This is a genomic window from Prolixibacter denitrificans (genome assembly GCF_003014495.1).
Lineage (GTDB): Bacteria > Bacteroidota > Bacteroidia > Bacteroidales > Prolixibacteraceae > Prolixibacter > Prolixibacter denitrificans.
Genome location: NZ_PYGC01000015.1, coordinates 1 through 22,779 on the forward strand (window position 1 = coordinate 1; position 22,779 = coordinate 22,779).

Genomic DNA, 22,779 nt, shown 5'->3' on the forward strand with positions numbered 1-22,779 from the left:
CGTCACTGAAATGTCGCCGCCTTTGGATTTTCTTTAGTTCAACTTTCATTTGCTTTTAACCTTTAATTCCGGTCAACCTATTTCAGGGAAGGACAGTGCGCGGTTAGAAGAGTTTCTGTTGTTACTGTAGTTTCTATTGTTCGGCTTCGATGTTCCGGTCAACAGACCACAGAAAAAGAACAGTTCCCCAAATACAATCCGTAACCCTTCCAGGGCTAAGTTTTGCTGTGTTTGGGATAAATCTTTCCGCCGTAAGGCTAAAACCAGTTGGCATAAGGTTAAATTCAGTTTGCTTCGGGCTAATTGTTGTTGGCTCTGGGATAATTTCTTCTGCCATAAGGCTAAAACTTGTTTGCATAAGGCTAAATTGTTCTGTTTCCGGGATAAATTTTGTTGGCGTAAGGATAAATTCTCCCTTCATCAGGCTAAACGTTTCCGGTGTAAGAAACAGTTTAGTTGCCTCAAGTTGTCATTCAGGTGCCTCAAGTCGTAGCTTAACTGGCGTAAGGATAACCACAACCGGCTCAAGGATGGAATGAGATGCCTCAAGACGCTCCGCAGATGACTCAAGAGAGGAGTTTCATGTTTCAAGTTACGAAAGAGGTTTCTATTGTTCCTGTTGTTAGAAGAGTTGATTTCAGGTTTCAGGTTAGGGAAGAGGTTTCTGTTGTTCCTATGGTTACTATCGTTTCTGTAGTTCGGCTTCGATGTTGCTTTGTGCCGCTGCTGTAGGGCCACGATATATTGTGGCCGTGCGACATCTTGGTTTCAGTTTGGGGGTGTGGTAGGAGGAATTCTGTTTTAGTAGTTTAAATTGAATTTAACCTAATGAATCGTTAGATTCGTTAGCGCATTTTGACCGATGCGTGATTACATTACTAAGATTAACCTCATCTGCTCAAAACATCGCATGAAAAGAGTTTGTCTTTTCCTGTCAACAACTGTTTAGGGTAGCTTAATGACCGACATAGATGCTAGGAGAGTTTTTTCGTTACCTGAAACATCCCCGGTTTATCAGAACAGAACCGTTTGAGCCCCGTTACTTTTTCAAGTTTTTTATCCGGGTTTTTTTCTGGGCTATTTTATTGGTCATTCCACGGGGTATCATTGGCCTCTTTTATACACTGAAAGCGGTGAGGCCGGCCGATGGTTATTGGGGGCTGTTTGCTTTTTTTGTAATTATCGCCCCGATTGTTGAAGAGACACTTTTCCGCTTGTGGCTGCGACCACAGAAAAAGAATTTTATCTTTTTTTCCGGCATATCCGCTGTAGTCTCGATTAACGAACTGGTAGAGGCACGTTATCTTAATGCCGGGATCTTAATGGTGCTTACCTGTATTTCTCTTCTGTTTATTTACCAGGTCCGGTATCGGAAACTTCTGCAACGATGGATTCTGAGACATTTCGGACTGCTATTCTATATCAGTTTCATCTCTTTTGGCCTTTTGCATATTAACAATATACGGCCGCTGCCGGCGCCGGTTTTGTTACTGGCTCCGCTCATTACGTTACCACAGATTTTTACAGGGGGCGCATTGGGGTATATTCGGATGAAGTATGGCATTGTATATTCCATGTTGCTCCACTCGATTTTTAATCTTACTGTGTTCCTGCTTTTTGGATGGCTCGTCTAGACGGTCGGTTTCGGGTTGTGCTGCGCTGCGCGGTTACTATTGTTGCTATTGTCTCTATCGTTATTGTTGTTCGGCTTTGGAGGGGGTATTTGGGCTGTGATGCGGAGGGATTCCCGTTAGGGATAAATGTTCATCACCTCCGGCGAAACCGGAGGATTTAAGCCAAATAAATAAAACAACTCCGCAAGGAGTTGAATATCGGAGAATAACACCTTCAGAGGTTACCGATAGGAGGCGTTCGATTCGTGAAATGTGATATCTAAGCAGTAATGAATTCAACCCGCTTCGGGGTTGTACGAAAGAGGGGAGTTGCCAGCCCCCAAATTGATTGGGGGTGAAGAATATTTGTCCGGCGTTACCGGAAAAACGCTTTGATGTTGCCGGCTGCACATGGAAAGGGGCTCGGTTACGCTTCGCGGTTTCTATTGTTACTGTTGTTCCTATGGTTACTATTGTTAGAAGAGTTGGTTTCAGGTGAGGAGGGTTTCTGTTGTTAACAGTTTTAATTGAATTTAACGTAATGATTGCTTAGATTCGTTAGCGCATTTTGACCGATGCGTGATTACATTACTAAAATTAACCTCATCTGCTCAAAACATCGCATGAAAAGAGTTTGTCTTTTCCTGTCAACAACTGTTTAGGGTAGCTTAATGACCGACAAAGATGCTAGGAGAGTTTTTTCGTTACCTGAAACATCCGGTGTACATCCGGAAAGAACCGGTTGAAGGGCCGCACTTCTTTCTGCTGATTTTCTTCTATTTCCTACTTGCCATCCCGGCGGTGATTCCTGCGCATATCTGTATGCAGTTGGAGGGCCTAAGCAGGTCGGAACTCGACTATCCGTTCTGGCCGCTGTTTATCACGGTCGTATTCCTGGCTCCGCTTTTCGAAGAAACCCTTTTTCGGATATTGCTGCGTCCGCTGAAACAAAACCTGTGGGTTTTCTCGATACTACTCACGGGAAATTCTGTTTATCAACTGATAAAGGGAAATATAATTTGGGGGATCATCTTTGCCGTTTTGGGAGTCGGTATCATTCCTTTCTTCTCATCGCCTGTTTACCGGAAGAAGCTGCAGCGCATTGTTGTTCGTTATTTTCGCTGGTTCTTTTATGCGAGTGTGATGGCATTCGGATTTATCCATGTCACGAACTTTCACCCGCTGAGTCTCGAGGTGCTGTTGCTGGCACCGTTTCTTACGCTACCGCAGCTTATCATGGGAACCTTGCTGGGATTCGTCCGGATGAAATACGGCATCATCTATTCCATGCTGTTTCATTCGACCATCAATCTGATCGGGTTTATGCTTTCCGGCGCGCATTTGTAGCTGGTTAGGCTTCGCAGTTACTTTTGTTACTATAGTTTCTATTGTTGCTGTTGTTAGAGTAGTTGGTTTCAGGTTTCAGGTTATGGAAGAGGTTTCTGTTGTTCCTATTGTCCCTGTCGTTACTGTTGGTCAGCTTCAATGTTCCGTTAGTGCCGGCCTGGTAGGGCCACGATATATTGTGGCCGTGCAGTATCCTGATTTCAGGTTGAGCTTCGAGGTTGCTGTGATTCCTATCGTTACTGGCGTTAGGCTTCGATAAAGGGATTCTTTGTGTTCTTCGTGAAAAATCCTTAGTGTCCTTCGTGGTAAGAAATTATACCACAATGGACACAATGTAAGCACAAAGTTCACAAAGGCATTATTGAATGACTTGTCACTCACAGTTCCGTTAGCTGTTGGCGTTGTAGGGCCACGATATATTGTGGCCGGGAGCTAACGCTGATATACGGGAATTCATCGATTCAACATTCCTGTGCGCGGCGCAGGCTCGTTGCTATTTCAATTCAGGGTGTCAGGTGCGCCTCTTTTTAATATCTGCCATTCGTTCCCGGGGCCTGTCCCGACGAACGTCGTGGGTGGCGTCGTGTTCCCGGCAATAGCCGTCCCGATGCACATCGTGGATTACCCCTGGCTATTAAGATGATACCCCTCCGGGGCGTTTTATGCATAAGGTTTAATCGAAGCTCAACCGTGTGAATCCGTGGATCTAATCCGTGTCAATCCTTTCTTATTTCTTAACAGCATCCTCAAAGCGCAATTAGCGTAATTGGCCCTAATTAGCGTAATTCTTTTGATTTAAACCTTAAAACCATTTTCGTTTCCGGAACATGACGATGCCGATGTAGGCCATCAGGCCGGAGAAGAACAGGATGGCCGGGAACGCCCAGGCCGAGTTCTCCATGAAGTTCGGTACGTTCATCCCGTACAAACTGGCAATCAACGTCGGGATCATCAGGATGATGGAGATGGAGGTCAACTGCTTCATCACCACGTTCAGGTTGTTGGAGATAACCGAAGCGAAGGCGTCCATCATGCCGCTCTGGATGTCGGAGTATATCTGCGCCATGTCGATGGCCTGTTTGTTTTCAATTACCGCGTCTTCCAACAGGTCTTCATTAATCTCGGTGAGGGTGTTGCGCCGCGAGTTTCGCAGCTTGGTCAACACAATTTCGTTAGAGCGGAGGGAGGTGATAAAGAAGACCAAACATTTCTCCATCTTCAGCAACTTGGTCAACTCCTTGTTTCGGATCGATTTCTCCAGGTCCGTTTCAATCAACGATGTCTGCTGGTTGATGTATTTCAGGTAACGCAAATAGGTGGTAGCCGACCGCAGGAACAGTTTCAGAATGAAATTCAGTTCGTCGTTCACCTGCTGGTAAGGTTCGCGGTAAAGCGATGGCTGGTGAGAAGGCAGCACCTCGTTCTGTACCGAGCAAAGGGTGATGGTGACGTCCTGTGTCATGAAAACACCCAGCGGAACTGTGTGAAACGGTACACCGTTGTTCTGATTCTCGATAGGAATACGCAAAATCACCAGCGACCAGTCGTCGTCGTTTTCCAAACGCGGACGCTCGTCCTGGTCGAGAATGTCTTTGATGATGTCATCGGGCATGTTGTACTGGTCACGTAGCGCAGTAATTTCGTCGGGAGTCGGATTGGTCACGTTAATCCAGCATCCTTTTTCTGCCTGGGGTAGTTCTACGTAACCACCAAAGCTTCTGAAGATTTTAATCATTTTTCGTGCCTCCTTATTTTTTTCATTAAGAAAGGCACACGACGTCCGCCCCTCTTAATGCGAGGTTATATCAAGTTCCTGTCTATGATACGGGCCATCGTCCATATGATACTTGTTGCTTTGTTTTGCGCTGCAAAGGTAGGAAACTATTCGGCATGAGCCTTATTCCCGGTAGGAAATATCTTGTTTGGCAGTAAAAAACGGGTTAACCGACTGTGGCGGAGTAGTGAGCAAACAATCTTTCTCTATGCCTCGCCGGGCTTCCCGTGGAATAATGAAAATATGGGTTGTATCGTCGAAAAAAGAGTGTCAGGTTGTAAAAAACCGGTGAATTTAAATTATAAATAACGAATAAAAGGGGGTGTGGACTGACAATATGTTTATTTTTGCTGGCAATATTCTTGAAAATGGATCGGAAAACCTTGCCGGTTCAGTAAAGCACGAAAGCAAAATTGATTAGTTATGGATAGGAATCCCTTGTTTCGCAAAAAACCGATAGCACTCATCATGAAGGATGCTGCCGGGGGCGAAAAAGAGACACACATGCGGCGTAATTTGTCGGTGGCCGACTTAACGGCTTTTGGTATTGCCGCCATTGTAGGAGCCGGAATTTTCAGTACGATTGGTACTGCAGCATCGCAGGGCGGACCGGCCGTTTCGTTGTTGTTTGTTTTTACGGCGCTGGCCTGTGGTTTCAGTGCCATGGCCTATGCTGAATTTGCGTCGTCCATTCCCATCAGCGGAAGTGCTTATACATATGCTTATGCCAGCTTTGGAGAGCTGGTAGCCTGGATTATCGGCTGGGATTTGATTATGGAATATGCTGTGGGAAACATTGCCGTGGCGATTTCATGGTCGGGTTACTTCACCGGACTAGTCCGGGGGTTGGGCATTCATATTCCTGAATTTCTGAGTGTCGATTACCTGAGCGCTATGCGTGGCCATGCCGAAGCGGTGAAAGCGTTGGCGGGTGGTCAAACGCTCGATCAGTTGAGCTTCCATTTGCAGGAAACCTATCTGGCCTGGATGCATGCTCCACAGATTGGAGACTTCCGGCTCATCGCCGATATACCGGCTTTGGGTATCGTGCTGTTCATTTCATACATGGTGTACCGGGGAATCCGTGAGGCGAAGATTACCAGTAACCTGCTTGTTTTGCTGAAACTGTTGATTCTGATGGTGGTCATCGGTGTCGGTTCTTTCTATGTGAAACCGGACAACTGGAGCCCGTTTGCTCCCAACGGAGTTGGAGGGGTGCTGAAAGGAATTGCGGGTGTCTTCTTCGCGTACATTGGTTTCGATGCAATTTCCACCACGGCGGAAGAGTGTAAGAACCCACGCCGCGATTTGCCCCGTTCCATGATTTATGCCTTAGTTATTACAACTGTATTATATGTAACGCTCAGCCTGGTGATTACCGGGATGGTTTCCTACAAGAACCTGGCCGTGAGCGACCCGTTGGCCTATGTGTTCCATAAAAACCATCTGGAGGCCCTGTCGGGAATTATCGCTTTGGGAGCCGTGATTGCCATGGGAAGTGTGATGCTGGTTTTCCAGGTAGGGCAGCCACGCATCTGGATGAGTATGAGCCGCGACGGTTTGCTGCCTCCACGCTTCTCGAAACTGCACAAACGTTTCCGTACCCCGGGATTTGCAACCATTGTTGCTGCGACCATTGTGGCCGTGCCGGCGTTGTTTATGAATCTCACGGAAGTGACTGATTTAACCAGTATCGGAACCCTGTTTGCTTTTGTGCTCGTATCGGGCGGTATTCTGATTATGAACCCGCGTGGAAAAGACAAGGGGCAGGGCGGTTTCCGGATTCCTTACTTCAATAGTCGCTGGTTTTTGTTGCCGGTATGGGCCCTTGTTCTGGTGGTGATGTTCGTTTCGGAACATATCGCTTTCAGCTTTGCGTCTTTAGCAGAGGTCGAATGGCCTGTCTGGATTTTTATCGTGGTCGCGGTGGTCCTCACCATAGCCGCCATTGTTCGGCAATGGTCCATCATTCCGGTTATCGGATTGCTGATTAACCTGTTCCTGATGTCGGAACTGGGTGTGACCAACTGGCTGCGCTTTGTGATTTGGTTGGTTATCGGTCTGGTATTATATTTTTCTTACGGAACAAAGAAAAGCCGCTTACGTAACATGGATATCCAGGAAACTGTGAAAGAATCCTGATTTTCAATCGATAATTGCTTCCTGTTCGGTAAATTTTCGGTTACTTATGATGACTAAAATCGGTAGCTATGAAATTGATTCGTTTTGGAGAGCGGGGCAAAGAAAAGCCGGGCGTCCTGATTGACGGTGAACGGTACGATTGTTCCGCGAGGTTCAATGATTGGGATCACACTTTTTTTCAGCACGGCGGACTCAATCTGTTGCAGAAGCTGGTTGACGAAGAAGGCGATAAGTTGCCCGAAGTAAATCCGCATGAGCGGTGGGCGAGCCCGGTGGCCCGTCCCGGAGCTATCGTTTGTGCCGGCCTGAATTATGGAGACCACGCGAAAGAGACCGATATGGAGGTCCCCTCCGAACCGATCATTTTCACGAAAGCTACCAATACCTTATCAGGGCCTTTTGACCCGGTGGTGATTCCACCCAACAGCATCAAGACGGACTACGAGATTGAACTGGCGATTGTTCTGAGAAAGAACGCGCTCTATCTGAAAGATGAAGCGGCCGCCTTTGAATGCATTGCCGGATATACCATCGCCAACGATGTGTCGGAAAGGGAATTTCAGCTCGAAAGAGGAGGACAGTGGGTGAAAGGAAAATCCTCGCCGGGATTTACGCCGTTAGGTCCTTTCCTGGTCACTCGCGACGACATTGCCGAGCCCCGTAACATGGATTTACAACTCACCGTGAATAACAGCATTCGCCAGATAGGCAATACACAAACGATGATATTTCATCCATCGAGCCTGATTTGGTACATATCGCAGTATATGCAGCTGGAGGCTGGTGATGTAATCCTGACCGGAACGCCGCCCGGCGTGGGAATGGGAATGAAACCGCCACAATACCTGAGGAACGGTGATAAAGTGGAGTTGACCATCGAAGGCCTCGGAACGCAGGAGCAGGTATTTGTCGATTACAAGCTGTAATGTCGGTTCCCGTTATTAACGGAAAATAAGGAACAGAATAAAACACAGCAGCGCCACGTTGATGGACAGAAGCCAGAAATAGAAGAATTTGCCTGTCTTTCCGGTTTCTTCGCGCGTCATTTTTTTATAATGCTTCACGTACGAGTAAATGAACAGATTGATGAAGACAAAGTGCCTTCGTTTGTGAATTCGCTCGTTCACGTAGTCGAAAATTAAAATGGCTGAAGCGATGTAGACGATAACACCTGCCAAACCGATGACTAATAGAATTATTTCCATGACGTTTATGGTTAATCAGACTAAGTTTTCAAACCGGTTTGATAAGAGAAAGTTACGCATGTTTTTAGTCTTTTGTCAAGAAAAGGGGAAGGTTGCTGGAAAGCGTGTTTCGTGATTGCTGCTAAAGAACCAGGAAGCCACGTATGCTGGCCAAATAACATTACCAATTATACTGCACTTTATCTTTTTCGTACCACATTAGTTTTGGGCTGGATGGCTGCTCGGGGGCAGGAGGCAAGCTGTTTTTGGAGGGGACGTATTTCTGTTCCATTTCGTGAAGGTACTGCATGGTAGCTGACGAAAAGGGAGGGTAGTGTTTCTTGTCCTTTAAGGCAACGCGTTGATAGAGGCGGAAAAAAGCAAAAGGATTGGCCGTTTGTTTGATTAGCGTGCGTTTGCCCATCTTTTGCATAATAGCGTTGGCCATGAAGTAGCCGGTGGGATGACCGTTCATGGGAATTAAATCCTGGATAATTTTGCGGTCGCTATTGGGAAATGCGGCCATTTGGGTAAAGTACTTGTCAAGCTCACGAATGGTTTTCGGCGCTTTATCCAGGTAGTGCTGATAGGATTTAGCCCAGTCGCAATTGGAGAACGACCCTTTCTTCAGAAAAAACTTCTTTTTATCGATCAGGTCTGCAATTCCTTCGGTTTCCATCTGGGTGAGCATCTGTACCATCGGGTAATCTGGTTGGTGCTTATCCGGATAATGGGTATTCCTGATTTTATCGCGGTAGATATGATACGCTTCGTGTGCCAGCAGATAGGGGAGATACGAATCAAAATCCATGCTGAATACCAGGTCGATGATAATGCCTGAAGGTGCGCGGGTGGTAGAATTCTCGAAAATGGCGAACGACACCGGTGGTAGCGAGTTATCGATAGAAAAGCTGTCGGGCAGGAAATTGCGCGCCATTGACAGGGCGGTTTCAATCAGTTGCTCTTTCTGCAACTTGGTTTGCAGTTCTTTCAATTTCTTTTCTTTTCCCTTGATCAGCAAGTAGTGATCCAGGTATTCGGACTGTTGGTCATTCTTTTTCAATGCTATGTTAAGAACCGAATCCATCGAAGGCATGAAGGCTAGCCGCAATTGGTGTTCAAAATTCTTTTGTGAAAATCCTCCCGCAAATAGTATCTGGTAAGCCGGGCTATTGAAGAGGGCGTTCCACTCTCCGGGAGGAGGTTCTTTATCTTTTATCAAAGAAGACTCGATTTGCCAGAATGGCTTCATTCCCGAGAAATCGATAGAATTATTTCCGATGATTTGGGCGTATAGCGATGCACTGAACAATAGAAAGGTGAAAAGAAAAAGAATTCGAATTTTCATTATTCCCTCATTATAGTCGCTGCAGGATGGCGTTGTTCAATGCTTCTCAAAAGAAGTTCTCAATAGTGCTCTACCGAATGTTTTATTTGAAGATGTAAATATGATAAATTATATTGGTTTGGGGAATGATTACGGTATGAAAAGCCTTTAATTTTAACTTAAGATGAATATAAAACAGAGACCGGATTTATTCAGAGATGTCGCTTCCCGTTTATTTTGTGCGATATCATGATGAAGTTAACCGGGCGTTATCATTTTATCAAGACGACTCCGTTCGTATCAGGTTCCGTTTTCGATTTCATATTTTTGCGGCAGAATTGCTGGAAAATAGATATATTCAATTGGTTTTACTTCGATTAGCAAAATGTGGCAAGAGCTAAAAAATAAAATTTGGTACGAATCGGTACGGCAGACTTTCTGGCGCTATCCCGATCGGCTGATGGCGATGAAAGCTACCATTGCGATGGCCTTACTGTCGGTGCCGTTTGTCTTGACCGGTTATGCCTATTTCGGAGTAACGCTGGCGTTGGGTGCATTGGCAGGAGCTTTAGCCGAAACTGATGACCATCCCAAAGGCCGCATCAAAGCGTTGGTATTGACGGTACTTAGTTTTGCCCTGTCCAGTGCTTCCGTTGAGATTTTACGCCCGACTCCCTGGCTGTTTGCGATTGGTTTGGCAGGCTCCACTGTACTGTTCATTTTGATTGGCGGTTTAGGCGAGCGTTACCGTGGCGTTAGCTTCGGTGCGGTACTGATTGCCATCTATACGATGCTGGGAGATTCGCTTCGGCCGGCCCCTTATTGGCAGCCCATTCTCTTACCGGCGGGTGCGTTGGGCTATGGTTTGCTATCGCTGGCATTGTTGTACCGTCATCCCTGGCGCTTGCTGGAAGAACAGCTGGCGAGAGGCTACCTGGCACTTTCTGCTTACCTCGAAGAGAAAGCCCGCCTGTTTCCCAGCAATGCAGAAAAGCAGACGACCATCCGTCATCGGTTGGCCATGCTGAATATAGAAATGGTGAATGCGTTGGAGCGCACCAAGGAGGTGTTGAACAGCTACGCCGATGCCCTGGACGACCAAACGGAACTGGTGCCGTACCTTCGCCGGTTCATGTTGTTGCAGAGTTTGCACGAACGGGCTGCTTCCAGCCATGAGCGCTATGAATTACTCAGCAGCAATCCGGACAACCAGGCATTGATGGAGGGCTTTGGACAGTTGTTGCTACAGCTGGCACAGGCAACGCGACGGTTAGCGGATACACTGCTGACGGGTGTCCCTTACCGGCATCCTGTTTCGCTGAACTGGATTGTCAATGCGCTGAATGAGCAATTGAAGCAACGCCCCGAGTCAGGAAAGCAGGGCCTTTCGCTGTTGCTGCATAACCTCACGCAATCGCACCGTTCACTCCTGAACCTAAGTGATATCTCCCAACGAAAATATATTCCGCGACTAGCCCGGGATACCCGCACATTGTGGGAACGCCTGAAAGCGCAATTGCACTGGCGTCATCCCCGGTTACGCCATGCTGTTCGGCTGAGTACCTGTTTTGTGATTGGCTTCGGATTGATGCAGTGGCTGCACATCGAGAAGGGGGAGTGGATTTTGCTGACCAGCTTATTTGTCTGTCAGCCCAGCTATAGCGAAACCCGTCGTAGGCTGTTTCAGCGTATTCTGGGAACGTTTATGGGCGTGGCAGCCGGTGTAGCGGTTGTGCAGATTCTTCCCACACAAATGGGGCAACTGGTTTTGATGCTACTGGCCGCTTTTTACTTCTTCTTCTGGTTACGGAAGCGCTATTACATCGCCGTTATCTTTATCACGATGTTTGTTTTGGGCGCTTTTAATCTCCTGTCGGGAAAAGGCGTTGCCATGATGGGCCCGCGGATGTTGGATACGGTGTTGGGTGCAGCCCTGGCAATTGTTTCTGTGAGAATACTTTGGCCCGACTGGCAATACAAGCGCCTGCCGGTTTTGATTTCCGAAGCATTGGCAAAAAACACTGCTTATTTCAAAGCCATTCTAAAAGAATACCGTCTGTCGGAAGAAGATGATTTGGATTACCGCATTGCCCGCAGACAAGCTCACCAGGCAGACAATGCGTTGGCCATGGCGTGGCAGGATATGCAGATGGAACCCTGGAAACAACAACGATTCCGGCAGCAGGCCTTCCGGCTCACGTACCTGAATCATGCGTTGCTGTCCTATCTTTCGGCGTTGGGTGCGCACCGCGATATTCAGCAGTTCATTCATCCGGAGATGGAGGAGTTTTCTGTCAACATTGAAGAAGCGTTGGTAGAAGCCAGTCAAATGCTGGCCGGTTCGTTAAAGGGTGAACCCACCTGTCATATGGAGCCGATACTGGTTCGTCTTCGCGAACGGCTTTCCGAGATGGAAGACGGGACCAACCGGCAACAACTGGTTCTGCTGTTCAACGTGGCAGAAGTTACCGACCAGCTGCTACAAACTTCGACTGATATTTCCCGTTAGGCAGGAGGCAGGAATATTTCCAGACTTTCTTCGTAAAAGCGGGTCAGAAGTTCCTGCTGATTTTCAGCTTTAACAACATCTGAGAGCAATAGTACCCGGTGTGTCTGATGGTCCGTCAGCCACTGTCCCGGCGCATCGGTATGCCGGTCTGGCACTACGTCTGGTTGGTCTTTTCGCAAAATCACGTAGAAGTGCGGTTCTTTGATTTCTTTCCCCGGTGCCGCCAATCCAATGGAAATGGAGCGCAGCAGTTCGCCGTGTGATTCACGCCGCATAGGAATCAGGGCTTCGGTATTAAAATGTTGCGGCCAGGTCTTGATTTCTCTGGTATGCTCGAATGGTTGAAGTAATTTTTCCAACACCAGGGCGGTATTATTGCGCAAGGCGATATTCTGCCAGAGCGCATTTCCGGAATGCTGACCAAACGTAAACTCATCATCCAGTTTAGTTGGGTGATTCCGGTCTACCGGAAACTGAATGGCCTCATCGTCCAGCTGGTGGTGGTGCAACATGGTTTTAAATCGCTTAAGCACTTCGCCTTTGCTTAATTCAATCAATGGCACCTTTTTCAGGATATGTAGGTATTCATCCAAAAAGATGAGGGTAAAGCTGGTCACGTCGAGCCCCACATGAAAATATTCGTGATGTACTTTGATTTTATCGCCGTAGAAGAAACCATCGTGATGCCACGACATGCTGCGGTGTTCATGGTGGTGATGTTTCTCTACCAGGTGTTCGCCGGCCAGGGCAATGAACTGAACAGCATGGTGCAGCTGATACATGGCTTCCAGTTCGTCTTTTCCAAAGGGTTTTAATATCGTCCAGTCGCTCATAGTTTCCTTGTTTTAATGTGGTAGCTACGACCGGAGGCGGTTTTTCCGGTTAAACCGGGAAATTGAAGGCGAATCTCCGGCCGGTAAATATCAAACGGACATGTTGAGTGTCCGGGATATATATAATAGTAACGTTTTCAGGATATTAATTGTTGATGAATCGCGCGGTTAATTGAGGGCGCTCTTCTTCAGTTTTCACGATTTATTTTTTATTTCATCATGTGGGTGATTACATTTGTCAGGTTATCAATCAGCATGAATTCTATGCGTACCACTTATCGTTTTCTGATGTATATACTGACGCTCGTATTTATCAGTGGCTGGGCAGGGTGCAAACCGAAGCCGAATGGTTTTGACATCCGCACCGGTGATATTCTGTTTCGGGGAGCTGCCGATGCTAACCTGTCGCAGGCTATTGACCAGGTAACGCAAACCGGAAAGGCGACGCATTTTAGCCACATGGGAATTGCCGAAGTGACTCCGGATGGCATTTATGTGTTGAATTCGGAGCCGAAGCATGGTGTGTTCCGTCAGCCGCTCGATTCCTTTTTGCATCCTGACGGGGAAAAATCAGAAGTGGTGGCGTACCGATTGAAAGCGCCGTTCCGGAAGTTCATCCCGGAAGCGATGAAGCGGGCAGAGCAATTACTTGGACAGCCTTATAATTATACCTACATTCTTCCGGATACGGGATATTATTGCTCGGAATTTGTGTACACGATATTCGCTCCCGATTCGGTATTCAAATTAAATCCGATGACCTTTAAAAACCCGCAAACCGGGCAGTTCGATTCGACCTGGGTAGCTCATTATCAAAAACTGGATATTGCGGTTCCGGAAGGAAAACCCGGTTGCAATCCAAATGGGATGGCTGCTTCGGATAAATTGGAGCGACTGGGCGAGGTTAAAATAAACAATGTAAAAGCAACTAACTAACCAATCAATCATCATGACGAAACTGAACGAACTGGCGAAAATGATCGATCACTCCATTCTGCATCCCACGTTAACGGATGCGGATTTGAAAAGGGAGTGTGAAGTAGCCGCGAAATACGATGTGGCCTCGGTTTGCGTGAAGTCTTATATGGTAAAACAAGCCGTCGAATTACTCAAGGATACCGGTGTACTGGTCGGCTGTGTCATCGGTTTTCCTGCCGGGAATTCCACCATCGAGGTGAAACGCTTCGAAACCGAAGTGGCCTGTTCCGATGGAGCTGTGGAAATTGACATGGTTGTCAATATTGGAAAGGCCTTGCAGGGCGACTGGGATTATATCCGGAAGGAGATAGAAACCATTACAGATGAATGTCACTACCACGGCGCGATTGTGAAGGTGATTTTCGAAACTGATTTTGTTACCAAAGAAGAAGACATCAAACGGTTGTGTGAAATTTGTACCGAAGCAGGTGCTGATTACGTGAAGACGTCGACCGGCTTTGGCTTTGTGAAAGGAGCCGATGGAAAATACAGCTATGAAGGGGCAACGTTGAAGAACCTGGAGCTGATGCGAACATATTCCGGCCCGAATGTGAAAGTCAAAGCGGCGGGCGGTGTTCGAACACTCGATCAACTGTTAGCAGTGAAGGAAGCCGGCTGTACCCGTTGCGGAGCAACTGCGACGATTTCTATGCTGGAGGAAGCCAAAGAACGGTTTGGAGCCTGAAACAAAATAAAAAAATCCCTGAAGTAATTTACCTCAGGGATTTTGGGTGTACAGCGATTAATTGATTATTTCTTTTTAATCGACCAGCCTGTTTTCAATCCAAAAACAAACCAAACCAATACCAGTGCGCCGGCGGTGAATACCGTATCGCCAATCACGCGCAACCAACGGATGGTTTGCATGGGCGGATGATTCAGGAATTGTGCTGAGCGGGCATACCACAGACCATATTTTACACTGGCCCAGGTTTGCATCAAACCTACCGGGAGAAGGCTGATAAGTACCATCAGCAACAAGCCGATGTTCAGTGTCCAGAAGGCAAATTTCAGTTGCTTTTCCTTCCATTGCGGTTGTAGGTTCATGTCCCGAAGAACAAATAACATCAAACCGATCCCCAACATCCCGTACACACCAAAAAGTGCGGCGTGAGCATGGACGGCTGTCGTATTTAGCCCTTGCATGTAGTAGAGTGCAATCGGTGGATTAATCAGAAAACCAAAGATTCCTGCTCCGACGAGGTTCCAGAACGCTACGGCCACAAAGAAGTTAATCGGCCATTTATAGGTTTGGATCCAACTACTGGCTTTGCTCAAACGGATGTTGTGGTAGGCTTCGAAGCCTATAAGGACCAGCGGCACAACCTCCAGGGCACTAAACGTTGCACCGATGGCAAGAACTGCAGTCGGCGTTCCTGCAAAATAGAGGTGGTGGAACGTTCCGAGAATACCTCCGGAAAGGAAAATAATGGTCGAGAAGAGAACCGTTGCCGTAGCCAGTTTCGGTTTAATCAACTGCATGCGGACAAAAAGGAAGGCAATAACAACCGTAGCAAATACCTCGAAGAATCCTTCCACCCAAAGGTGAACAACCCACCAGCGCCAGTATTCGGCAATGGAAAGATTGGTTTGTCGTCCCCACATCAGGCCGGCACCATAGAAAGCGGCAATAGCGATGGAGGAGATGAGGAAAAGAATGAGTAGCTGTCTATTCTCTGATTTTTTGGTTAACGCAGGCCAGAGTGCTCTTCCCAGAAGGAAAAGCCAGATGAAAAGTCCGGCGAAAAGGAATATCTGCCAGAAACGTCCCAGGTCGACATATTCGTATCCCTGGTGACCGAACCAGAAGTTTTCGACCAGACCAAGGCGTTGCATGATTCCCAGCCATTGTCCAACCAGTGAGCCGACGACAATTACCAGCAGCGCAATGAAAAGAATGTTAACACCAAGTTTTTGGTATTTCGGCTCGTGCCCCGACACGGCTGGTGCCATGAATAATCCGGTCGCCAGCCAGGAAGTTGCAATCCAGAAGATAGCTAGCTGCAGGTGCCATGTTCTGGATACGCTGTACGGTAATACTTTATCGAGGGGGAGTCCGTAAAAGCCCAATCCTTCCACTCCATAGTGAGCCGTGATGACTCCCATGGCAATTTGTACCAGAATCAAGAGCGAAACCACCCAAAAATATTTTAACGTGGCACGCATTGAAGGAGTAATTTGTTGTCCAGAGAGGGGATTGACCTTCGGAACTTCGGTGAAATCTTCTTCTTCGCGGTTTGAAGCATAATACCAGGCAAGCAGACCAATTCCTGCAAGCAGCAGTATCACACTGAATCCGGTCCAGATAATCAATGAACTGGTCGGTTTATTGTCAATTAGTTTTTCGGGCGGCCAGTTGTTGGTATACGTGATTTCCATTCCCGGGCGGTCAGTGGATGTGGCCCAGGTAGCCCAGAAAAAGAAAGCATTCATTTCGTGCATCCTTTCCGGGTCTTTGACGGTTCCGGGCGGAATGCTGTAATCTTCACGGAGCTTTTGATATTGTGGACCATCCATAAAAAGACCGGTGTATTCTTTGCTGATAGCTTTCACGGCTTCGGCCTGAACATCAGGAATGGTTAGCACTCCTGTTTTTACATCATACCGGTTTTTCCTTATCAGGTCTTTCAGTCGGGCCTTAAGTGCCGCTTTGTTTTCATCGTTCAGGGCGGCATAGCCTTTTCCGTAGTCGGCTTCGGCCCATTTATTCAGAATAAAAACAGCCTCTTTGTGTAGCCAATCGGCCGTCCAGTCGGGCGCTTTGTAGGCGCCGTGTCCCCAAACGGTACCCAGTTCTTGTCCACCAATGGATTGCCACACATTTTGCCCATTCTTAATGTCCTGGCCGGAAAAAAGTGTTTCTCCGCTTTGGGTGACAACTTTATCCGGTTCGGGAGGTGCCTTACGGTAGATCTCTTCACCGTAATAGAGTAATACACCAAATGAAATTACCATGACAAGGATAAATCCTGCCCATAATCGTTTTGTGTTCATTGCAACAAGTTTTATGAGTTGGTGTGAACAAATGTAAAAATATAAAAAGACCTTTTAATCCTTTTAAAAGAAAAATACATATTTTTGTGTCGTAAATAATTCTGAACGATATGAAGATAACGAGTGATTCAAACGTAGGAGAGATTGTACGTGAGAACTTTAAAGCAGCCCAGGTGTTTGCTTCTCACCATATTGATTTTTGTTGTAACGGCAATCGTCCATTGAACGAAGCAAGCCGCAAGGCCGGTGTGGAACCGGAAATTTTGCTGGAAGAGTTAAATGCAGCACTGGCAGAAAACGATCCGGATGCTGATTATTTAAATGCACTGGCGTTGGATAAACTGATTGACTATATTGTCGACCGGCATCATACGTATGTGAGGAAACATATTCCGGTTTTGTTGGAGAATCTGGAGAAAATAGAGCGAAAGCATAGTGAACATCATCCTGAGATAATTGAGATAAAAAAATTATTTGAAGGTTCAGCTGGCGATTTGACGATGCACCTGCAAAAGGAAGAAATGGTTCTTTTTCCTCATATTAAACGTCTGGAAGCAGTAAAAAGGGGCGAAATTCCTTATCAGGCGCCGTCATTCGGGCAGGTAGAAAATCCGGTTGCAATGATGATGCAGGAACATCAAAACGAAGGAGAACGTTTCGAAAAGATTGCTAAATTATCGGCCGGATACAGTATTCCGGATGACGCCTGCAATACCTTTCGGGTAACTTATGAGCAGTTGGCCGACTTTGAAAAGGATTTGCATCGGCACATTCATTTGGAAAATAACATACTTTTTCCAAAAGCCATTGAACTGGAACAGAAGATGTCGGTTAAATAGATGAACTTTTATATTAAAAAATGGTAGGAAAAGCAGCTGAATACGCCATCAGGGCCTTGGTTTACATCTGTATGAAAAATCTGGAAGGGAAAACGCCCGGCTTTCGCGAAGTAGCAAAAGAAATTGAAAGTCCGGAACCTTACACCGCCAAAATCTTGCAGACGTTGGCCCGATCGCGTGTACTTTCTTCGGTGAAAGGCCGGGGAGGAGGATTCTTTTTCAAAGAGCTTACCCCCGAAGCATCACCCACACTGTATGATGTCATCAGCCAAATGGGAGATGCCCATATATTTACCAGTTGCGGATTCGGATTAAAGCATTGCGACGACGCACATCCTTGTCCGATGCATGAAGAGTTTCTTCCTATCCGGGACGGATTTTATCGCCTGGTACGCAAGGAGACAATTTATTCCCTGGCTCAAAAGGTGATGAAGCGGGAGGCCGTCATTAATCGACTAATGAATTAAGTATATGATGAATAAACGCATTGCATTTGCACCCATCATCATTCTGATGTTTTGGGCTGGCTTCGTTTGTGCGATCAGTTTTATGGAAGCCTGGCTGAAATTTCAGGCGCCGGGTGTTACTCTCCCCATTGGATTGGGGATCGGGAAACTGGTTTTTACGGGATTGAACCGGGTGGAGATTGTGCTTACCCTGTTGTTACTATACTTTGTTAAGCGGAACTTTGGATTTTTAAAGGACAAGTTGACTTTTATGGTTGCAGGACTTGCTGTGATTGTTGCCATCCAGACGTTTGTTCTTTTGCCCGTTTTAACGCACCGTGCGGTTGAAATTATTAATGGCGCACAACCCACGTCAGATCCGGCACATTTTGTTTATATCGGGCTGGAGGTCATTAAGGTTATTCTCTTGTTTTCAGCCACTTTTGGTGTGATTCGGAAACTGAAAGCGGAAATTCACGACAGTTAGCTGTTTACACAATATTTATTTGGAAAGCCATCCACAGGGATGGCTTTTTTTGTTTTTTGGAGAGCAGCTGCGGCATAGTATAAGGTGTGTGTACCGGTATTGTTTTCCGGGCGCTTCTGTTGTAGCATCAGGATATAATAACTTTCAAATGAGAAACAGTAGGTCTATTCTTTAACATGTTCTTCAAAAAAATTAAAAATTTATTTGCAAATAATAAATGTAAATATGACATTTGTTGCACCAATAAAGCTCAACTATGCCATATACCGATAAGGAAAAGTTTCATTTGGCCGTCGACTGTGTCATCTTTGGTTTCGACGGAGAACACCTCAATCTACTTCTATATAAACGTGATTTTGAGCCGGAAAAGGGTGGGTGGTCACTCATGGGGGGATTCCTCCAGAAAGAAGAAACTCTGGATGATGCCGCTTATCGTGTGCTCGCCCGTATTACAGGTATGCGTGACATTTATATGGAGCAGTTGAGTGCATTTTCTGAAATCGATCGTGACCCCGCAGCCCGTGTCGTTAGTATGGCTTATTACTCTTTGATTAATATTCAGGACTACCGCGAAGACCTTTTGAAAAAACATGGTGCTCAGTGGTTCTCCATCAATGAGATTCCCAACCTGGTATTCGATCATTCGGAGATTGTTGATAAAGCATTGAGGCGTCTGAAAAGGAGGGCCAAATATCAACCAATTGGATTTGAGTTGCTTCCTGAAACATTTACGATTACTCAGTTGCGTTTGTTATATGAAGCCATTTACCAGGAAAAACTGGAACCAGCCAACTTTCGCCGGAAAATTATTTCCATGAATTTACTGGACCGATTGCCAATAAAAGATATGAGCAATTCGAAGAAAGGCGCTTACCTGTACGCATTTAACAAAGAGAGATACGAAGAGTATGAAGCAAACGGTTTTTCGTTTGAACTCTGATGAAAATTATTTTTTAATCTGGATAAAAGTCAAAACGACCTATAATATCATCTAAAAGTAAATTGAACCAATTAAACAATTAAATCGTAGATTATGGCTTTATTAGACTGGCTCGTATTGGGAGGATTCTTCCTGTTGATGATAGGGATTATCGTCTGGGTGATTAGACAAAAGGACGATACCTCATCTGATTACTTTTTGGCAGGTCGCGATGCTACCTGGATTGCGATTGGTGCATCCATTTTCGCATCCAATATCGGTTCTGAACACTTGGTAGGACTGGCCGGTGCCGGTGCTGAAAGTGGAATGGCAATGGCATCGTGGGAGATGCAGGGATGGTTAATTCTTATGCTGGGATGGTTGTTCGTTCCGCTTTATGCACGTAGCGGTGTGTATACGATGCCTGAATTCCTGGAGAGACGTTACAATTCCAAATCACGCTCGTTTTTGTCTATCATTTCATTGGTAAGTTATGTGTTGACAAAAGTGGCCGTAACGGTTTATGCCGGTGGTGTCGTTTTCAAAAGTGTTTTTAATATTCAGTACATAACCTTATTGGGCTATCACGTCGATTTCTTCTGGGTGAGTGCCATTGGACTGGTGGTGATAACCGGTTTGTACACGACGTTCGGCGGAATGAAAGCTGTGCTGTATACATCGGTATTACAGACCCCCATCTTGTTAATCGGTTCCATTGTGATTCTGGTTACAGGTTTGCACATGCTGGGAGGTTGGGATCAGCTGATGGAAATTACCCGCGCAGCCAAGACGGCGACTGGTGACAGTATGGCCAGTGTGATTCGCTCAGCCAATGACCCTGAATTCCCATGGACCGGGGTGATATTAGGATCGGCCATTATTGGTTTCTGGTATTGGAATACGGACCAGTATATCGTTCAGCGTGTCCTTTCGGGAAGAGACCAGACTCAGGCCCGCCGCGGTTCTATTTTTGGTGCCTACCTGAAGCTGACTCCTGTATTCCTTTTCCTGATTCCGGGTATGATTGCTTTTGCCTTGAATCAAAAAGGTTTGATTGACCTGAAAAGTAGTGATGCAGCATTTTCAACGCTGGTGAGAGTATTATTGCCGGCTGGTTTCCGCGGCGTGGTAGTAGGAGGTATCCTGGCAGCTTTGATGAGTTCTCTGGCCTCACTTTTCAACTCTTCAGCTATGCTCTTCACGGTAGATTTCTATAAAAAATACCGTCCGAATGCCCCGGAAAAACAATTGGTACGTGTGGGACGAATTGCCACTGCAGTAATTGTGGTCCTGGGTATCCTCTGGATACCGGTTATGAAAGGGATGGGGCAAGTGCTTTATCAGTATCTGCAGGATGTTCAGTCGTTGCTGGCTCCGGGTATTGCCGCAGTATTCCTGTTGGGGGTTGTTTCCAAGAAGACCACTCCGGCCGCTGGTTACTGGGGATTGGTTATCGGCTTTTTCCTTGGAATGATGCGTTTGGGTATGAAGATATTTGCTAGCTCATTCGACCCGAATAACTTCTTCTTCAAGTTTATTGTAGCGCCAAACTGGTTGCACTATGAGATTGCCTTGTTTATTGTCATTATTCTGTTGATGGTAATCATCAGTTACTTCACTGAAGCTAAAGAGCCATCCAAGATCAAAGGACTTTATTTCCGTTCTGCTACCGCTGAGGAGATTGCTTTGACCCGTGCCAGCTGGAATAAGTGGGACGTTATCAATTCATTGATAGTAATTGCCTTTATCATTGGTTTTTACATCTATTTCTGGTAAGAAATAATTTTTCAAAACAAGTAATATTATCATGAAAGAACACAATCAAAAAGTTGTTTGGTTCGTCACCGGAAGCCAGCATTTGTATGGTCCGGAGACGCTCAAGCAAGTTGATACAGACTCCGAAACCATCGTAAAAGGTTTGAATGCGTCAGAAAAACTGCCGGTAGAAGTGGTTTTCAAACCGGTGGTAAAAACTCCTGACGAAATACTGAATATTTGTGTTGAAGCGAATTCTGATGCATCGTGTATTGGTGTAATTACCTGGATGCACACCTTCTCACCGGCAAAAATGTGGATTGCTGGTCTGAAGACATTGAATAAGCCTTATATGCATTTGCACACACAATTCAACCGTGATATTCCGTGGGATGAAATCGACATGGATTTCATGAACCTGAACCAGAGTGCGCATGGTGGCCGTGAGTATGGTTTCATCAACGCACGCATGCGGAAGAACCGGAAAGTAGTTGTTGGTCACTGGCAGGACGAAGAAGTGCAGGCAAAAGTGGGCGCATGGTGCCGCACTGCCATTGGTTGGGCTGATTCTCAGGGACTGAAAGTAGCTCGCTTCGGTGATAACATGCGCGAGGTAGCTGTTACCGAAGGCGATAAAGTGGAAGCACAAATCAAATTCGGTTGGCAGATCTCCGCTTTCGGTGTTGGCGATTTGGTAAAATACGTCGATGCGGTAAGCGATGCTGATGTGGATGCATTGGTGGAAGAATACAACAAGCTGTATGATGTGGCCGACAATTGCAAAAAAGGCGGTGAGTATTATGAGAACGTTCGCGTACAGGCCCGTTACGAAATTGCATTGAAACGTTTCATGGAAGACGGTGATTTCAAGGCATTCACCACAAACTTTGAAAACCTGACCGGACTTTCACAGTTGCCGGGACTGGCTTCTCAGCGTCTGATGGCTGCCGGATATGGTTTCGGTGCCGAAGGTGACTGGAAACAGGCTGCCATGCTGCGCATCATTAAGACGATGTCAACGGGATTGAAGGGCGGTAGCTCGTTCATGGAAGATTATACGTACCATCTCGATCCGGCGGCTCCGGCTGTTCTCGGTTCGCACATGTTGGAAATCTGTCCGTCGATTGCTGCCAAAAAACCGAAGCTGGAAGTTCATCCGCTGGGAATTGGTGGCAAAGATGCTCCGGCCCGTCTGGTGTTCGACAGCGAAACAGGCGATGCCATGAACGTAACACTCATCGATATGGGTAACCGTTTCCGCGTGATTGTGAATACGCTGGATGTCATCGAACCTTACCAGGATCTTCCGAAACTTCCGGTAGCTCGTGCACTGTGGAAAACGCATCCAAACCTGGAAGATGGTGCAGCTGCCTGGATTTATGCCGGCGGTACTCACCACTCGGTTTTCACGTTGGCGCTCACTCCTGAATTCGTGGAAGATTTTGCTGAGCTGGCCGATGTGGAATATATCCTGATTGACAAGGATACCAAAGTATCGGAACTGAAGAAAGAACTTCGCTGGAACGAAGTGTACTACATGCTGAAAGGCGGAATCAATTGATTTCGCGCAAAGCGGATAAAAAAATAAAGTAGCGGTCCGGAGGTTCTGGCTTTCTGGTTTTTTAAGGTTTT

Annotated in this window: 19 protein-coding genes; 13 read left to right on the forward strand and 6 right to left on the reverse strand. The window is 46.5% G+C overall.

What is annotated here, in order from left to right; all coding sequences use genetic code 11:
- Positions 1 to 133: 133 nt before the first annotated feature.
- Positions 134 to 421, reverse strand: coding sequence for a hypothetical protein (locus tag CLV93_RS18775; RefSeq protein ID WP_106543771.1), 288 nt, complete (start codon positions 419 to 421; stop codon positions 134 to 136).
- A 550-nt stretch (positions 422 to 971) separates the two neighbouring features.
- On the opposite strand from CLV93_RS18775, the gene CLV93_RS18780 reads away from it, so the two are divergent.
- Positions 972 to 1,634, forward strand: coding sequence for a CPBP family glutamic-type intramembrane protease (locus CLV93_RS18780; protein WP_106543772.1), 663 nt, complete (start codon positions 972 to 974; stop codon positions 1,632 to 1,634).
- 663 nt (positions 1,635 to 2,297) lie between these two features.
- Positions 2,298 to 2,960 carry a CPBP family glutamic-type intramembrane protease gene (locus CLV93_RS18785; RefSeq protein WP_106543773.1) on the forward strand — a complete coding sequence of 221 codons (663 nt, stop codon included), beginning with the start codon at positions 2,298 to 2,300 and terminating at the stop codon, positions 2,958 to 2,960.
- A gap of 802 nt (positions 2,961 to 3,762) precedes the next feature.
- On the opposite strand, the gene CLV93_RS18790 is transcribed toward CLV93_RS18785, so the two are convergent.
- A complete protein-coding gene (locus tag CLV93_RS18790) occupies positions 3,763 to 4,695 on the reverse strand; it encodes a magnesium transporter CorA family protein (RefSeq protein ID WP_106543774.1) in 933 nt (310 codons plus the stop codon).
- 462 nt (positions 4,696 to 5,157) lie between these two features.
- On the opposite strand from CLV93_RS18790, the gene CLV93_RS18795 reads away from it, so the two are divergent.
- Both CLV93_RS18795 and CLV93_RS18800 read left to right on the forward strand, forming a co-directional pair.
- Complete coding sequence (locus CLV93_RS18795) at positions 5,158 to 6,876, forward strand: amino acid permease (protein ID WP_106543775.1); 1,719 nt, start codon at positions 5,158 to 5,160, stop codon at positions 6,874 to 6,876.
- 68 nt (positions 6,877 to 6,944) lie between these two features.
- Positions 6,945 to 7,802: a fumarylacetoacetate hydrolase family protein gene (locus CLV93_RS18800; protein WP_106543776.1), complete on the forward strand. Its 858-nt coding sequence runs from the start codon at positions 6,945 to 6,947 to the stop codon at positions 7,800 to 7,802.
- A 15-nt stretch (positions 7,803 to 7,817) separates the two neighbouring features.
- Here CLV93_RS18800 and CLV93_RS18805 read toward each other — a convergent pair whose 3' ends face one another.
- A complete protein-coding gene (locus CLV93_RS18805; protein WP_106543777.1) occupies positions 7,818 to 8,081 on the reverse strand; it encodes a hypothetical protein in 264 nt (87 codons plus the stop codon).
- Between the two features lie 160 nt (positions 8,082 to 8,241).
- Positions 8,242 to 9,408: a DUF5700 domain-containing putative Zn-dependent protease gene (locus CLV93_RS18810; protein ID WP_106543778.1), complete on the reverse strand. Its 1,167-nt coding sequence runs from the start codon at positions 9,406 to 9,408 to the stop codon at positions 8,242 to 8,244.
- Between the two features lie 364 nt (positions 9,409 to 9,772).
- On the opposite strand from CLV93_RS18810, the gene yccS reads away from it, so the two are divergent.
- Positions 9,773 to 11,896 carry a YccS family putative transporter gene (yccS, locus tag CLV93_RS18815; RefSeq protein WP_106543779.1) on the forward strand — a complete coding sequence of 708 codons (2,124 nt, stop codon included), beginning with the start codon at positions 9,773 to 9,775 and terminating at the stop codon, positions 11,894 to 11,896.
- Here yccS and CLV93_RS18820 read toward each other — a convergent pair.
- Positions 11,893 to 12,729 (reverse strand): hypothetical protein, encoded by an 837-nt coding sequence (locus CLV93_RS18820; RefSeq protein WP_106543780.1) that lies wholly within the window; start codon positions 12,727 to 12,729, stop codon positions 11,893 to 11,895. The two genes, yccS and CLV93_RS18820, sit on opposite strands and share 4 nt — an antisense overlap.
- Positions 12,730 to 12,993: 264 nt before the next feature.
- Here CLV93_RS18820 and CLV93_RS18825 point away from each other — a divergent pair, with 264 nt between their 5' ends.
- Complete coding sequence (locus tag CLV93_RS18825) at positions 12,994 to 13,665, forward strand: YiiX/YebB-like N1pC/P60 family cysteine hydrolase (protein ID WP_174821591.1); 672 nt, start codon at positions 12,994 to 12,996, stop codon at positions 13,663 to 13,665.
- Between the two features lie 13 nt (positions 13,666 to 13,678).
- Complete coding sequence (deoC, locus tag CLV93_RS18830; protein WP_106543781.1) at positions 13,679 to 14,392, forward strand: deoxyribose-phosphate aldolase; 714 nt, start codon at positions 13,679 to 13,681, stop codon at positions 14,390 to 14,392.
- A gap of 65 nt (positions 14,393 to 14,457) precedes the next feature.
- Here the strand turns inward: deoC and CLV93_RS18835 are convergent, their stop codons facing one another.
- Positions 14,458 to 16,701 (reverse strand): nitric-oxide reductase large subunit, encoded by a 2,244-nt coding sequence (locus CLV93_RS18835; RefSeq protein WP_106543782.1) that lies wholly within the window; start codon positions 16,699 to 16,701, stop codon positions 14,458 to 14,460.
- Positions 16,702 to 16,811: 110 nt separating this feature from the next.
- Here CLV93_RS18835 and ric point away from each other — a divergent pair, with 110 nt between their 5' ends.
- From ric to araA, 6 genes are all read left to right on the forward strand, one after another.
- Positions 16,812 to 17,540, forward strand: a complete 729-nt coding sequence (ric, locus tag CLV93_RS18840; protein ID WP_106543783.1) for an iron-sulfur cluster repair di-iron protein — start codon at positions 16,812 to 16,814, stop codon at positions 17,538 to 17,540.
- A 20-nt stretch (positions 17,541 to 17,560) separates the two neighbouring features.
- On the forward strand, positions 17,561 to 18,007 hold the full coding sequence (locus CLV93_RS18845; protein ID WP_106543784.1) for an RrF2 family transcriptional regulator: 447 nt from the start codon (positions 17,561 to 17,563) through the stop codon (positions 18,005 to 18,007).
- A 4-nt stretch (positions 18,008 to 18,011) separates the two neighbouring features.
- Positions 18,012 to 18,473 (forward strand): hypothetical protein, encoded by a 462-nt coding sequence (locus tag CLV93_RS18850; RefSeq protein WP_246187251.1) that lies wholly within the window; start codon positions 18,012 to 18,014, stop codon positions 18,471 to 18,473.
- A 256-nt stretch (positions 18,474 to 18,729) separates the two neighbouring features.
- Entirely contained in the window at positions 18,730 to 19,413 is a 684-nt protein-coding gene (locus tag CLV93_RS18855; RefSeq protein WP_106543786.1) for an NUDIX hydrolase, read from the forward strand.
- Between the two features lie 93 nt (positions 19,414 to 19,506).
- Positions 19,507 to 21,168, forward strand: coding sequence for a sodium:solute symporter (locus CLV93_RS18860; protein WP_106543787.1), 1,662 nt, complete (start codon positions 19,507 to 19,509; stop codon positions 21,166 to 21,168).
- 31 nt (positions 21,169 to 21,199) lie between these two features.
- A complete protein-coding gene (gene araA / locus CLV93_RS18865; protein ID WP_106543788.1) occupies positions 21,200 to 22,708 on the forward strand; it encodes an L-arabinose isomerase in 1,509 nt (502 codons plus the stop codon).
- Positions 22,709 to 22,779: the final 71 nt, after the last annotated feature.

Coding starts and splice junctions, on each gene's coding strand:
- CLV93_RS18775 (WP_106543771.1), bottom strand. CDS start 421: ATGAAGGGAGAATTTATCCTTACGCCAACAAAATTTATCCCGGAAACA.
- CLV93_RS18780 (WP_106543772.1), top strand. CDS start 972: ATGCTAGGAGAGTTTTTTCGTTACCTGAAACATCCCCGGTTTATCAGA.
- CLV93_RS18785 (WP_106543773.1), top strand. CDS start 2,298: ATGCTAGGAGAGTTTTTTCGTTACCTGAAACATCCGGTGTACATCCGG.
- CLV93_RS18790 (WP_106543774.1), bottom strand. CDS start 4,695: ATGATTAAAATCTTCAGAAGCTTTGGTGGTTACGTAGAACTACCCCAG.
- CLV93_RS18795 (WP_106543775.1), top strand. CDS start 5,158: ATGGATAGGAATCCCTTGTTTCGCAAAAAACCGATAGCACTCATCATG.
- CLV93_RS18800 (WP_106543776.1), top strand. CDS start 6,945: ATGAAATTGATTCGTTTTGGAGAGCGGGGCAAAGAAAAGCCGGGCGTC.
- CLV93_RS18805 (WP_106543777.1), bottom strand. CDS start 8,081: ATGGAAATAATTCTATTAGTCATCGGTTTGGCAGGTGTTATCGTCTAC.
- CLV93_RS18810 (WP_106543778.1), bottom strand. CDS start 9,408: ATGAAAATTCGAATTCTTTTTCTTTTCACCTTTCTATTGTTCAGTGCA.
- yccS (WP_106543779.1), top strand. CDS start 9,773: ATGTGGCAAGAGCTAAAAAATAAAATTTGGTACGAATCGGTACGGCAG.
- CLV93_RS18820 (WP_106543780.1), bottom strand. CDS start 12,729: ATGAGCGACTGGACGATATTAAAACCCTTTGGAAAAGACGAACTGGAA.
- CLV93_RS18825 (WP_174821591.1), top strand. CDS start 12,994: ATGCGTACCACTTATCGTTTTCTGATGTATATACTGACGCTCGTATTT.
- deoC (WP_106543781.1), top strand. CDS start 13,679: ATGACGAAACTGAACGAACTGGCGAAAATGATCGATCACTCCATTCTG.
- CLV93_RS18835 (WP_106543782.1), bottom strand. CDS start 16,701: ATGAACACAAAACGATTATGGGCAGGATTTATCCTTGTCATGGTAATT.
- ric (WP_106543783.1), top strand. CDS start 16,812: ATGAAGATAACGAGTGATTCAAACGTAGGAGAGATTGTACGTGAGAAC.
- CLV93_RS18845 (WP_106543784.1), top strand. CDS start 17,561: ATGGTAGGAAAAGCAGCTGAATACGCCATCAGGGCCTTGGTTTACATC.
- CLV93_RS18850 (WP_246187251.1), top strand. CDS start 18,012: ATGATGAATAAACGCATTGCATTTGCACCCATCATCATTCTGATGTTT.
- CLV93_RS18855 (WP_106543786.1), top strand. CDS start 18,730: ATGCCATATACCGATAAGGAAAAGTTTCATTTGGCCGTCGACTGTGTC.
- CLV93_RS18860 (WP_106543787.1), top strand. CDS start 19,507: ATGGCTTTATTAGACTGGCTCGTATTGGGAGGATTCTTCCTGTTGATG.
- araA (WP_106543788.1), top strand. CDS start 21,200: ATGAAAGAACACAATCAAAAAGTTGTTTGGTTCGTCACCGGAAGCCAG.